The sequence below is a fragment of the Enterobacter sp. Li2LvB3 genome, from assembly GCF_056156645.1.
Map to the genome: position 1 here is coordinate 75,158 of NZ_JBSICG010000023.1, position 11,929 is coordinate 87,086.

The following is an 11,929-nucleotide window of genomic DNA, read 5'->3' on the forward strand; positions in this document are numbered from 1 at the left end:
GCGGCCTCCGGCCTTACTGGTGGAGATAGGTCGACACGCCAAGATAGCGGGTGAACGCTTCGTTGAGGATCTCTGCGCTGGAGGAGTGGTTCATGGCAACGTGATGCTCAAATCCGTTGCGGCAGATCCACGACAGCAGATTTTCCAGATGCGGAACCTGGATAACCGCGCGGCACCCGACAGTATCCAGCGGATCGTCCACCGAACGGCCTTCGCCAACGTAGGCTTTGATTTCACCGGTCAGGTCGTCAGTGCTCAGGCGGAAGTAGGTCAGCGGGCCACTTTTCAGGCGGCCATGTACCGCGCCGCAGGTGTTCTCTTTGCCCACGGTGGTGCCGATGATGTCGGCCGTGCCCATGTGCGGGGTTTCCAGGCTGGCGGCGGCGAAGTTACCGCAGTGGAACAGCACGCACTTGTCGCGATCGTCGCCAAAGTTGTTGTTCCAGTCGGCAATGGAGGCCGGGTTCAGGTTGCTGCTGGCGAGGGCATACATGGAGAGTGCGCCCATCACATCCACTTCGCAGGCGCTCGGCATCAGCTGGCCGGACATTACGCTCATAATTGAGCAAACGTTAATTCCGAGGTTTTCCTGCAATGACGTCCAGCACTGGATTGCGGTGGTGTCGATGTCGTTGGCGACAATCCATTCGCTCAGCACCACAAACAGTTTTGCCATCATGACCAGTTTGTCTGCCGGAATGCCGCTGGCATCGGCGTTATCGAGCAACAGTCGGCGTTTTTCATCGACGCGGATATCGTCATCACGCAGCAGTTTAATGCGGGTAAAGACTTCAGACAGATCGAGCGTTTCCACGGCAATGCCCAGCCGTTCCAGCAACTTCTCGCTGTAGCGTACGGTGTTAAAGCCCGCCGGACGCGCACCAATGGCCCCGACACGCACACCCCGCATACTGCTCACCACGCGGCAGACTTGCTCAAAACGACGGAGATCCTGCTCGAAGACTTCAGCGCTGAGCGCGCAGACGTGCTGGGTCGTCAGGGTGAACGGGATGCCGTACTGGCGCAGGTTATTGCACAGTGAGATCTTGCCGCAGAAGCTGTCGCGGCGGGTGGCGAGGCCCATTTTGTCGAGATTATCTTCTTCGGCCTGCACCAGTACCGGCACGTTCAGGCCGGAAAGGCGCAGGGTTTCTGCAATCGCTTTTTCGTCACCAAAGTTAGGCAGCAGAACCACCACGCCGTGAATGGCATCGCGATGGGTGCGGAACAGATCGGCACAGACTTTTGCGTCCTGACGGGTTTCAACCCCGCCAAGCTCCGTCTGGCTCGGGTCGAGCATTATGGTGTTGATGCCAAGACGGCCAAACAGCGCGATGGCCTGTTCACGCGCTTCTGCGACCAGGTAGCTTGGGAAAAATCCCCGGTTACCGATAATCACGCCCATGGTGAGTTGTTGAGGAATTCGGGACATTGCGTTCTCTCCAGTAAGATGTTGTTTTTATTTTTCAGGATGCCTGTTTTACGTGCAGTTCCCGGGCGTGTCTGATAACGCCTGCTGCATCTATTTCGTGGCGCGCGCGCGTCGAGGCGCGGTCGGCCGCAATCGCGTATTGCCCGTCAGGGATACCTAAACGGCGCAGCGGGATAGCGCACCCGGCTTCGGCCAGCACTTCCGCCACCAGGCTGCCTACGCCACCGTTCACGTTGTGCTCTTCTACCGTCACCACGGCTTTGCACGGTTTGATGGCCGCCAGCAACGCTTTGGTATCACAGGGACGAATAGATGGGACACTGATAACACTGGCGTCAATACCTTCTGCGGCGAGTTGTGCGGCCGCTTCCACTATTTCATGTACGGTCGAGCCCATTGCAACCAGCGCTACGTCATGGCCCGCACGCAGCACGTCAATGTTGCCCGGTGCAAAACGGTAGCTTTCATCGTGCAGTTCCGGCAGTGCTTTGCCGTCAAGACGGATATAGACCGGGCCGACGTGATCCAGGGCGTAGTCGATAATCTGACGACACTCTGCCGGGCTTGATGGGGCATAAATTTCGATGTTGCCAAAACCGCGCATGATGGCGATATCGTCAATGCTGTGGTGGGTACTGGCGAGAGGGCCGTAGCTGGCACCGGCATTCAGGCCAAACAGTTTGACGTTGGTGTTGTTGTAGCAAATATCGACTTTGATTTGCTCGTTGGCGCGGGAGATCAAAAACGGCGCGGCGTTACAGGTGACCGCAATCTTGCCGCCAATCGCCAGCCCGGCGGCAGTGCCGACAAGGGTCTGCTCGGCGATCCCGACGTTCACCAGCCTGCCAGGGAAACGCTTGATAAACGGCGAAATTTTGGCAGTAGAGGTGGAATCTGCCACCACGGGAACCAGATCCAGCCCTCTGTCGACCGCATCGATAAAGGCATCTACCATTACGGTGGCGAGATGTTCGCTATTACTCATCTTTCAGTTCCTCCAGCGCCAGTTCAACTTCTTCGCCTTTTGGCACACGGTGGTGCCACTCCGGGCGGCCCTGAATAAAGGAGATCCCGGCACCTTTCGTTGTGTGGGCGATCACCACGTGCGGCTTCCCGTTTGGCTGTAATCCTTCCAGCGTTGCCACCACATCAGCCATGTTATTGCCGCTGCATTCGGTCACTTCCATGCCAAACGCACGCCACTTCTCATCCAGCGGATCGGTGTTGAGGATCTCTTTGGTTGAGCCCGCGAGTTGCAGGTTGTTTTTGTCGTTAATGATGACCAGGTTATCCAGCTGATAGTGGGCGGCAACCAGCGCCGCTTCCCAGTTACTGCCTTCCGCCAGCTCGCCGTCCCCGGTCACCACAAAGACCCGGCGCTTGCTGTTATTGCGTTTCGCGGCCAGGGCGATGCCCACCGCAACCGGCAGGCCATGGCCGAGTGCGCCAGTATTCAGCTCAATGCCCGGGGTTTTGTGTTTCACCGGATGACCCGGCAGGTGAGAATCTGCGTGCTGATAAGTGGCAAGCCACTCCAGTGGGATAAAGCCCGCTTCTGCGAGCACGCAATAGTAACCGCCCACCGCATGACCTTTGGATTGGATATAGATATCGCGTTCGTCGCTGTCCTTCAGCTGCGGTGAGCAGTGGAGAATGCGGAAATAGAGCGCGGTGAGCAGCTCAACCTGAGAGAGATCTGCACCGGTGTGACCACCAGCGGGGCTTTCAGCATTCAGCACGATGATCCGCCGACGAATCGAGCGTGCCTTTTTTTCGAGCTCCGCAACGGAGAGCGAAAACGGATTCATAAAACACCTCCTGAATTTATAATCTGTAATGAATAATTATTCCAGCAGGGTAAGAAAGAGCCCGTCTGACACGGGATTTTTTACGTCATTGAATATATATTCAATGCTGATTTATTATTCATGATGATAAGATATGCCCGGATTCAGGGTTTGTCTACGCCCCGAACGGGCTCTTTGCAAAAAAAGCGAAAACGATCACATTCGGATCTCTTCAGGAAAGGCGGGTTCCCTTGTTATCTATTCATCAATGAATAAAAATACAGGTATGAAATCAGGGGGAACGCCATGTCAAAGCAGGATGAACAACGGTTGCTGGTGAAGATTGCCACGCTTTACTACAGCGAAAATAAAAAACAGTCCGAGATTGCCTCGCTGCTGCACCTCTCACAGTCTTTTGTATCACGTGCCTTAACGCGCTGCCAGAAAGAGGGGCTGGTCAAAATCACTGTCGTCCAGCCGACCAATATTTTTGTGTCGCTGGAGAAGGCGCTGGAAGAGCAGTACGGCATTCGCCAGGCCATTGTGGTGGATGTGGGGGACAACCCGACTAACGCACAGGTGAAACACGCCATTGGCAGTGCGGCAGCGCACTATGTTGAAACGCGCCTGCGCCCTGACGATCTGGTGGGAATTTCCTCCTGGAGTAGCACCATCCGTTGCATGGTGGACGAGATGCATCCGCAGAATATCAGCGCCGCAGGGGTTATCCAGCTTTTGGGCGGTGTCGGGCCAAACGGTAACGTGCAGGCGACTATCCTGACGCAACAGCTGGCGGCGCATCTGGACTGTCCGGCGTGGCTGTTACCGTCGCAGAGTATTGAGCATTCCGTTGAAGAGCGCGCCCGGCTGGTGGGCAGCCCGGACGTGGCAGCAGTGGTCAGTAAATTTGCCGAAGTGGATGTGGCGATTGTGGGGATCGGCGAGCTGGAGCCGTCCCAGCTGCTGAAAAACTCCGGGAACTACTACAACGAAGATATGCTCAGGTTACTGTCTGAGCGCGGTGCGGTAGGGGATATCTGCCTGCATTACTACGATGCGCAGGGCAAGCAGGTGCTGAGCCACGAAGAAGATCCGGTAATTGGCATGGAACTTTCACAGATCCGCACCTGCCCGCAGGTGATTGCCCTGGCAGGCGGGCCGGAGAAGCGCAACGCTATCCGTGGTGCACTGGAAGGGGACTATATCGATGTGTTGATCACCGATTACCCGACGGCAAGGAGCTTGCTGAAAGCTGAGGTGTAAGTGTTGCCGGGTGGCGGCTGCGCCTTACCCGGCCTACACATTTAATCGCTATTTTCCTTCCATTACCGCCTTCTGCGCCACCACTGCCGCTTTCTGCTGCATCCGGTTTTGCATTTGGTCGATAATGACTGCCACGATTATCACAATCCCTTTAATCACCATTTGCCAGAACTCACTCACGCCCATCATCACCAGCCCATCAGCCAGGAAGCCAATCACAAAAGCGCCAATCAGGGTGCCGAGAATGGTCCCGCGTCCGCCCGCCAGCGACGTCCCGCCAAGCACCACGGCAGCGATGGCGTTCATCTCAAAGGCTGTGCCGTTCGCCGGGTGGCTGGCCAGAAGCTGAGCTGATACCACAATCCCGGCAATAGCCGCGCACAGGCCGGAGAGGGTATACACCAGCACTTTCACCTGTTTCACCTTCACGCCGGAAAGCTCAGCCGCACGCTCGTTATCGCCGATGGCGTACACATGACGGCCAAACGGCAGGCGGCGGGCGATCCAGGCAATCACCACGGCCAGCACGATCATCATCCAGATGGCCCAGGGGATCCCGAGCAGCGTGCCCGCGCCAATCTCGTCAAAGCCGGTATTCCCCAGTTGCGGATTACCGGCAAGGCCAGGGAAGGTTTGTCCGTCGGAGGTTAACATCGCCGTACCGCGCAGCACGTACATGGTGCCCAGGGTACAGATGAACGGCGCCACGTTGTAGCGGGTGATGATCCAGCCGTTCACCGCCCCAATCAGCGCCCCAATCAGCAGCACGATGGGAACAATCACCCAGACGCTCGGGAAGATGGCAATGCCAAACATCGGCAGAACAATGCCTTTGGTGATTAGCCAGCCGGCGACCATGCCGCACAGGCCAAGCGTGGCACCAATCGACAGGTCAATCCCGGCGGTAATGATCACAAAGGTGATCCCCAGCGCCAGGAACGCATTGATCGCAATGTGTTTAATCATGATCACCAGGCTGCCCGCCGAGAGGAAGCCTGGCACGGTAATGGTAAAGAAGCCGACAATCAGGAACAGCGCAATAAAGGTGCGCATTTTGAGCAGCAGCAGCAGGATATTTTCCCGGGAAAGCGCAGCCCCTTTTTGCGGTGCCAGCGCGACAGACTGTGTAGTTTTCATATCAGAACCCCTGAGCACTTGCCGTTACCAGTGCCGATTCTTCGGCCCGATCGCGTACGATATCGGCGGTGAGTTTGCCGCCGGACATCACCAGAATGCGGTCAGATACCGCCATAATTTCTTTTAAATCCGAGGTGGAAAAGACCACCGCAATCCCGCGTTTTGAAAGCTCCACCATCATGCGGAACACGTCGGCTTTCGCCCCGACGTCGATGCCCCGCGTGGGTTCGTCCAGGAACAGCACTTTCGGGTCCGTCAGCAGCGAGCGGCCTATCACCACTTTTTGCTGGTTACCGCCGCTCAGCGCCTGAATTTCGACTTCAGGTGATGAGACTTTGATCGACAGGTTGCCAATGGTGGAGGCCACCACCGCCTGCTCATCCTTTTGCGAGATGGTTAACCCGCGTTGTAGCCGTCGCCACAGGCTGGCAATGGTCAGGTTGCTGGCGACCGATGAGCCGGGGAAAATCCCGGTACGTTTGCGGTCTTCCGGTACCAGGCTCATGCCCATGCGGATGCGGTCGGCAGTCGAGAGCCGCTGCGGCACGGGTTTGCTGTCCAGCCACAGTTTGCCGAGGTAGTTCCGCTGGGTGCCTAACATGCACTCGAACAGCTCAGTGCGCCCTGCGCCCATCAGGCCATAAATCCCGACGATTTCCCCCGCGTGAACCTGAAAGCTGACATCGTTCACCACCGAGTTACCCGCCGCGTTAACGCAGGTGATGTGCTCGGCTTCAAGCACCGGCGCGCCAAACGTCCGCCCCGGAGAAAGGAAGTTGCTGACCGGATCGCTGCCCAGCATTTCACGCACAATCCAGGGCACGTCGATATCTTCCACCCGCGCTTCGGCCTGGAATTTGCCGTCACGCAGAATGGTAATCACATCCCCAATCGCCATGAGCTCTTCCAGGCGGTGCGAGATATAGATGATGGAGACGCCCTGGTGGGTCAGCTCGCGGATCACGCGGAACAGAATATCGACTTCGGTTTTGCTGAGCGCCGATGTGGGCTCATCCAGGATCAGGATGTCGGCATCTTCCGCCAGCGCTTTGGCAATCTCGATAAGCTGCTGCTGCCCGACTTTCAGGTTACCGACCAGCTCGCGTGGGGAAATCGGTTGATCGAGCCGTTTCAGCAACGTGGCGGCGTGCGCTTCCTGTTCGCTTTCCTGAATCGGCATCAGCCCCTTTTGCCGCTCGCGGCCAAGGAAAATGTTCTCTGCCACGTTCAGGTTTTCAAACAGGTTCAACTCCTGGTGCACCATGCCGATACCCTGTGCTGCGGCATCGCGGGTATTGGCAAAATGAACCTGTTTGCCGTTAAGCCACATCTCGCCGAGGCTCGGCTGCTGAACGCCCGCAAGGATTTTCATCAGCGTGGATTTTCCGGCGCCGTTTTCGCCAATGATGACGTTCACTTTGCCGCGCCAGACGCGGTAGTCGACGTTATCCAGCGCGACAGTGCCAGGAAAGAGCATCGAAATGCCGCGCGTGCGCAGGATAATGTCGTCAGTCGGGATGTCGCTCATCACGGCGTCTCCTGTTTCAGTTCCAGCGCGGCGGCTTCGTCAGCTTTGCCTGCAGTTATCGTGGTGGCGAAGGTCACGCTGGCGTTTTTACCGTTCCAGCTTTCATCCACTTTCGGCAGATGCGTCACTGCCTCGCGATTAAAGGCGCGAGAGAGCTGAGCAAACTGCACCTGATTGGTGAACTCTTCAAAGCGGAAACCGGCTGCATCGCGAATGGCATTGCCCCGCATCACCGGGCCGCTCTGGATCTCAAACGGTTGACCGTTAACCATCATCACCAGTTTTTGCTCGCGTTCGTTGCTGTTATCCACGCGCTCAATTTTGCCGGTCAGCCGGACAAAGACACTTTTCGGCGTGGAAGAGGGCGTTTTCAACTGCGTGCTCAGCGCACTGGCATCCAGCGCGTGTTGTGACGCGGCATCCAGTACCCGTGACTGCCAGGTTTGTTGCGCGATCTGCTGGGGTGTCTGGTTGTCGAAGCTCGCTTTCGCGTTTGGATCGGCAGGCATAATTGGCTTGCCGTCCGCATCCAGATCCACCACCGTGCAGGCCGTCAGCAACAGGGCGGCGCACCCGATCAGCACAGCGCCCCATTGTTTTAACGACATATTGCCTCCGCTTATTTGCTGAGATTGAACATGCTCAGCTTGCTGGCGTTGGTGTCATCAATCAGCACGCAATCCATCAGCTGTTTCTCTTCTTTCTGCGCTTTGCCGTTTTTCAGGTAGTAATCCGCCTGCTCAACCGCCATCTGCGCCTGTTGCCAGCCAGGCTGCAACACGGTGGCTTTGATGTTGCTGTTTTTGACGATGGAATCGCGGGTGTAGTCGCTGCCGTCGAAGCCGACGACGATGACGTTATGTTTGCCAGCGGCTTTCAGAGCGGCTTCTGCACCCAGCGCCATGGTGTCGTTACCGGAGATCACGCCAACGATGTCGGGGTTGGTCTGCAAAATGGCTTCCATACGGGTGAAGGCTTCGGTCTGGCTCCAGTTGGCGGTTTGCTGCGCCACCATTTTCATGTCGGTGTAATCATCCAGTACGTCGTGGTAACCCTGCGAGCGGACGTGGGCGTTGGTATCGGACTGGCGACCCAGCAGCTCAACGTATTTACCTTTGCCGTTCAGCAGCTTCGCGAACTTCTCTGCACCCAGTTGTGCGCCCTGATAGTTGTTCGACACGATCTGGGCGACGGCGACACCGGTTTTATTGATTTCGCGATCGATAAGGAATGCTGGTACGCCTGCGGATTTGGCTTTCTCCAGCGGGCCGACGGTGGCATCTGCCCCGGCATTATCAAGGATGATGGCCTTAGCCTTACGGGCAATGGCGGTTTCAATCAGCTGGTTTTGCTTGTTCACGTCGTCATCATGGGATGCCACCAGCACGGTATAGCCAAGCTCTTTTGCTTTAGCTGCCGCGCCGTCGGCTTCTGCCTTGAAGAACGGGTTGTCGTGAGAAGGGGTAATTATCGCGATAAGACCGTTTTCAGCAGCAAACAACGAGCCGGAAGCGGCAATCATAGAAGCGAACAGGGCGGTTTTTACAAAGGTCATCTTCATGCTTTTCTCCACATTGAATATTTATTCAATAATGATTTATTATTCAATTTAACGATAAAGCCGCCTTTCCGAACTGTCTACGGTTTAGGCAGCTAATTTCTTAAAAGGAGAATAGGATCACGATCCTGACGGGAAAGAGGGAGATCAGGTAAAAACAAAAGCACCTGCTCAGAGACAGGTGCTTAAAGAGGGACAAATTGTTGACGGTGCGATCAGGACTGAAGCTCTTTACGCACAATCTCTGCGCCAGCGTTTAAGGCATTGAGTTTGCCCTGGGCAACCTGGCGGGATAACGGCGCCATGCCGCAGTTGGTGGATGGATAGAGCTTATCGGCATCGACAAACTGAAGCGCTTTTCGCAATGTACTGGCCACCTCTTCTGGTGTTTCAACGGTATTCGTTGCCACGTCAATGGCACCGACCATCACTTTTTTGCCGCGGATCAGCTCAAGCAGATCCATTGGCACGCGGGAGTTATGACACTCCAGCGAGATGATATCGATATTCGATGTTTGCAGTTTAGGGAAGGCTTCTTCGTACTGCCGCCACTCTGAACCCAGCGTTTTTTTCCAGTCGGTATTGGCTTTGATGCCATATCCGTAGCAGATATGTACTGCCGTTTCACACTTAAGCCCTTCAACGGCACGCTCTAACGCGGCAATGCCCCAGTCATTCACCTCATCAAAGAAAACGTTAAAGGCAGGCTCATCGAACTGGATAATATCGACGCCAGCAGCTTCAAGCTCTTTGGCTTCCTGGTTGAGTATTTTGGCGAATTCCCAGGCTAATTTTTCGCGGCTCTTGTAGTGGTTGTCATAGAGCGTATCGATCATCGTCATCGGGCCGGGCAGCGCCCATTTAATCGGCTTGTTGGTGAGCTTGCGTAAGTATTTGGCATCGTCGACAAAAACGGGTTTTTGACGGGCGACCGCACCCACAACCGTCGGAACACTCGCGTCGTAGCGATTACGAATTCGGACTGTTTCGCGTTTTTCAAAATCAACGCCGCTGAGGTGTTCAATAAACGTGGTGACAAAATGCTGACGCGTCTGTTCACCGTCGCTGACAATATCGATGCCTGCACGCAGTTGATCATCCAGAGACAAACGCAGGGCATCCTGTTTCCCCAGAATTAACTCTTCATTTTGTAATTTCCACGGTGACCAGAGTGTTTCTGGTTGGGCAAGCCAGGACGGTTTAGGTAAGCTGCCCGCCGTCGACGTGGGAAGTAAAATTTTCATAATGGATGACCTTTTATATTTCGTTAATCAAAGAGAGTAATTAGCAGACCATTGCTCAAGAATTGTCTTGTAAGGTTTGATAAAGTTCTCTTCTGTATATTTTCCCTGTTCAATAGCCAGCTGACTCCGCTCTTCCCGGTCATAAACAATTTTGGTTAATGAATGATCCTGGTGATTCAGGTCAGGCTGATAGCATTGGCCTGCCGCAGAGTTGGCATTGTAAATTTCAGGCCGGTAAATCTTCTGGAATGTCTCCATCGTGCTGATGGTGCTGATAAGCTCAAGGTTCGAATAATCACTCAGCAAATCACCCGCAAAGAAGAACGCCAGAGGTGCTGCGCTATTTTTTGGCATGAAATAGCGAACCTGTAACCCCATTTTATTGAAGTATTGTTCAGTCAAAGAGGTGCCGTCTGGCTGGTACTCCAGGCCGAGAACAGGATGCTGCACGCCGGTCTGATGATAGGTGTCTTTACTTGAGACGCTCAGGCAGATAACCGGTGACTTTTTGAAGTTAGCCTTGTATTCACTGGAGTTGACGAAATGCCTGAAGATATTCCCGTGCAACTCGCCAAAGTTTTCAGGAATGCTGAACTGTGCCTGGTTTTTATTATGTTCGGACAGTAATACGCTAAAGTCATAATCACGGACGTAAGAGGAGAAGTTATTCCCGACAATACCTTCAATACGTTCGTTGGTTTTTTTATCAATAATGCTGGTTTTCAATATTTCAATCGCCGGGAAAACCGTGCTGTTACCTTCACTGCCGATATTCATTTCAACAGAGATAATATCCAGTTCAACCGAGTAGCGATCGCCTTTAGGATTATCCCAGTGCGCCAGCGTATTAAAACGATTGTTAATCATCGCTAACGTGTTGCGCAAATTCTCCTGACGATTTTTTCCTCTGGCCAGATTAGCGAAGTTGGTCGTAATACGCGTGTTTTCTGAGGGGTTATAATTTTCATCGAAAGCACTGCGTTTAATCGCAAATGTAAAATTATTATTCATCGTACTTTGCATCCTGGGCTCTGAGATGAAAACGGTTCGCTTTTCTGGCTATTCCTGAGTGGGTTGAGTTACTCAGTTGCCGTTTTCATGTTATGAATTAGTTAACATGGCTTAATTTATGACAGAGCCTCTGGATGAGGAAAAGCGACTTAATTTCAATACAACATGAGTTATCTTCATGATCGGGCGGAGGGCAGGGCGAGGAAGTTGAGTTTTACTCAACCAGCAGCGTGCAAATATGGGCGTTAATCATCGTCCAGGCGAGGGTGAGCGGCTTACCTTTGCTAAACGGCCCTGCGTCTTTTGCCAGCGCCAGAACGAGAGTCTTATTATCCAGTTGGGTCACGCGTGCGCAGTCAAATCCCATGTATTCCTGTACCTGAGGAAAGAGGGCTTTAAACAGGCTCTCTTTGGCGCTGAAGGCAAGCGTCAGGGCAAGGGCAACAGGATAACCTGAGCGGGAAAGCACGGCCTCTTCCTCTGTATCAATCACCCCGTCTTTGATTTCGTGAGCTTCACTTTCGGCGAGGATGGCTTCGCAATCGATGCCGATAAGGGCATGTTGATCCCGGATGGCGACCGCCATCGCCTGCGTGCCGCTGTGGGTGATGCTACCTGAAATATTCGCAGGCCAGATGGGCTCTCCGCTGGCACCGATGGCCGGGATAGTGCGGTCATTCAGGGCGCTGAGCGCGTGTGCGGCGGCGATCCGTCCTGCCAGATGCTCGGCTTTGCGCTTGCGTCCGGCATCGGTCAGTTGGGTGTGGTGGGGGAGCCAGAGCAGATCGGCATCAGTGAAGGTGGTGGGATCGAAGGTGACGTGATGGACGGTGTGGCTGGCGAGAAGGAATGTGGTGTGAGTGGATTTCATGTTATTCCTTTTGAGTTTGTGCGGCCTGATGCCCTCACCCTGTGGGTTGAGTGATCCCCACAAAAAATACGAGCACGGACGGCTCCCTCTCCTCTTTG

At 54.5% G+C, this 11,929-nt stretch carries 11 protein-coding genes; 1 reads left to right on the plus strand and 10 read right to left on the minus strand.

Annotation, left to right across the window (positions count from 1 at the left end):
• Positions 1-13: 13 nt before the first annotated feature.
• The 3 genes from ACS603_RS18155 to ACS603_RS18165 are packed head-to-tail and all read right to left on the minus strand — an operon-like array spanning position 14 to position 3,240.
• The gene (locus tag ACS603_RS18155; protein WP_182059953.1) at positions 14-1,432 is read right to left on the minus strand and encodes an L-fucose/L-arabinose isomerase family protein; all 1,419 of its coding nucleotides are present in this window, start codon (positions 1,430-1,432) and stop codon (positions 14-16) included.
• Positions 1,433-1,466: 34 nt separating this feature from the next.
• The gene (locus ACS603_RS18160; protein WP_259835243.1) at positions 1,467-2,417 is read right to left on the minus strand and encodes a transketolase family protein; all 951 of its coding nucleotides are present in this window, start codon (positions 2,415-2,417) and stop codon (positions 1,467-1,469) included.
• The gene (locus ACS603_RS18165; RefSeq protein WP_014069250.1) at positions 2,410-3,240 is read right to left on the minus strand and encodes a transketolase; all 831 of its coding nucleotides are present in this window, start codon (positions 3,238-3,240) and stop codon (positions 2,410-2,412) included. Before ACS603_RS18165 ends, ACS603_RS18160 begins: the two co-directional genes overlap by 8 nt.
• A gap of 285 nt (positions 3,241-3,525) precedes the next feature.
• Between ACS603_RS18165 and ACS603_RS18170 the strand changes: the two genes are divergently transcribed.
• A complete protein-coding gene (locus tag ACS603_RS18170; RefSeq protein ID WP_474944680.1) occupies positions 3,526-4,482 on the plus strand; it encodes a sugar-binding transcriptional regulator in 957 nt (318 codons plus the stop codon).
• Positions 4,483-4,530: 48 nt separating this feature from the next.
• On the opposite strand, the gene ACS603_RS18175 is transcribed toward ACS603_RS18170, so the two are convergent.
• From ACS603_RS18175 to entD, 7 genes are all read right to left on the minus strand, one after another.
• Positions 4,531-5,619 carry an ABC transporter permease gene (locus tag ACS603_RS18175; RefSeq protein ID WP_182059956.1) on the minus strand — a complete coding sequence of 363 codons (1,089 nt, stop codon included), beginning with the start codon at positions 5,617-5,619 and terminating at the stop codon, positions 4,531-4,533.
• A 1-nt stretch (position 5,620) separates the two neighbouring features.
• Positions 5,621-7,147, minus strand: coding sequence for a sugar ABC transporter ATP-binding protein (locus ACS603_RS18180; protein WP_182059957.1), 1,527 nt, complete (start codon positions 7,145-7,147; stop codon positions 5,621-5,623).
• The gene (locus tag ACS603_RS18185) at positions 7,147-7,755 is read right to left on the minus strand and encodes a DUF2291 family protein (RefSeq protein WP_182059958.1); all 609 of its coding nucleotides are present in this window, start codon (positions 7,753-7,755) and stop codon (positions 7,147-7,149) included. The genes ACS603_RS18180 and ACS603_RS18185 overlap by 1 nt, the downstream gene beginning before the upstream one ends.
• Positions 7,756-7,766: 11 nt before the next feature.
• Positions 7,767-8,708: a D-ribose ABC transporter substrate-binding protein gene (locus ACS603_RS18190; protein ID WP_182059959.1), complete on the minus strand. Its 942-nt coding sequence runs from the start codon at positions 8,706-8,708 to the stop codon at positions 7,767-7,769.
• A gap of 212 nt (positions 8,709-8,920) precedes the next feature.
• Positions 8,921-9,949, minus strand: coding sequence for a methionine synthase (locus tag ACS603_RS18195; protein WP_474944681.1), 1,029 nt, complete (start codon positions 9,947-9,949; stop codon positions 8,921-8,923).
• A gap of 27 nt (positions 9,950-9,976) precedes the next feature.
• The gene (locus ACS603_RS18200; protein ID WP_474944682.1) at positions 9,977-10,960 is read right to left on the minus strand and encodes a DUF1852 domain-containing protein; all 984 of its coding nucleotides are present in this window, start codon (positions 10,958-10,960) and stop codon (positions 9,977-9,979) included.
• A 214-nt stretch (positions 10,961-11,174) separates the two neighbouring features.
• The gene (entD, locus tag ACS603_RS18205; protein WP_474944683.1) at positions 11,175-11,831 is read right to left on the minus strand and encodes an enterobactin synthase subunit EntD; all 657 of its coding nucleotides are present in this window, start codon (positions 11,829-11,831) and stop codon (positions 11,175-11,177) included.
• Between the last annotated feature and the right edge of the window lie 98 nt (positions 11,832-11,929).

Coding starts and splice junctions, on each gene's coding strand:
- ACS603_RS18155 (WP_182059953.1), bottom strand. CDS start 1,432: ATGTCCCGAATTCCTCAACAACTCACCATGGGCGTGATTATCGGTAAC.
- ACS603_RS18160 (WP_259835243.1), bottom strand. CDS start 2,417: ATGAGTAATAGCGAACATCTCGCCACCGTAATGGTAGATGCCTTTATC.
- ACS603_RS18165 (WP_014069250.1), bottom strand. CDS start 3,240: ATGAATCCGTTTTCGCTCTCCGTTGCGGAGCTCGAAAAAAAGGCACGC.
- ACS603_RS18170 (WP_474944680.1), top strand. CDS start 3,526: ATGTCAAAGCAGGATGAACAACGGTTGCTGGTGAAGATTGCCACGCTT.
- ACS603_RS18175 (WP_182059956.1), bottom strand. CDS start 5,619: ATGAAAACTACACAGTCTGTCGCGCTGGCACCGCAAAAAGGGGCTGCG.
- ACS603_RS18180 (WP_182059957.1), bottom strand. CDS start 7,147: ATGAGCGACATCCCGACTGACGACATTATCCTGCGCACGCGCGGCATT.
- ACS603_RS18185 (WP_182059958.1), bottom strand. CDS start 7,755: ATGTCGTTAAAACAATGGGGCGCTGTGCTGATCGGGTGCGCCGCCCTG.
- ACS603_RS18190 (WP_182059959.1), bottom strand. CDS start 8,708: ATGAAGATGACCTTTGTAAAAACCGCCCTGTTCGCTTCTATGATTGCC.
- ACS603_RS18195 (WP_474944681.1), bottom strand. CDS start 9,949: ATGAAAATTTTACTTCCCACGTCGACGGCGGGCAGCTTACCTAAACCG.
- ACS603_RS18200 (WP_474944682.1), bottom strand. CDS start 10,960: ATGAATAATAATTTTACATTTGCGATTAAACGCAGTGCTTTCGATGAA.
- entD (WP_474944683.1), bottom strand. CDS start 11,831: ATGAAATCCACTCACACCACATTCCTTCTCGCCAGCCACACCGTCCAT.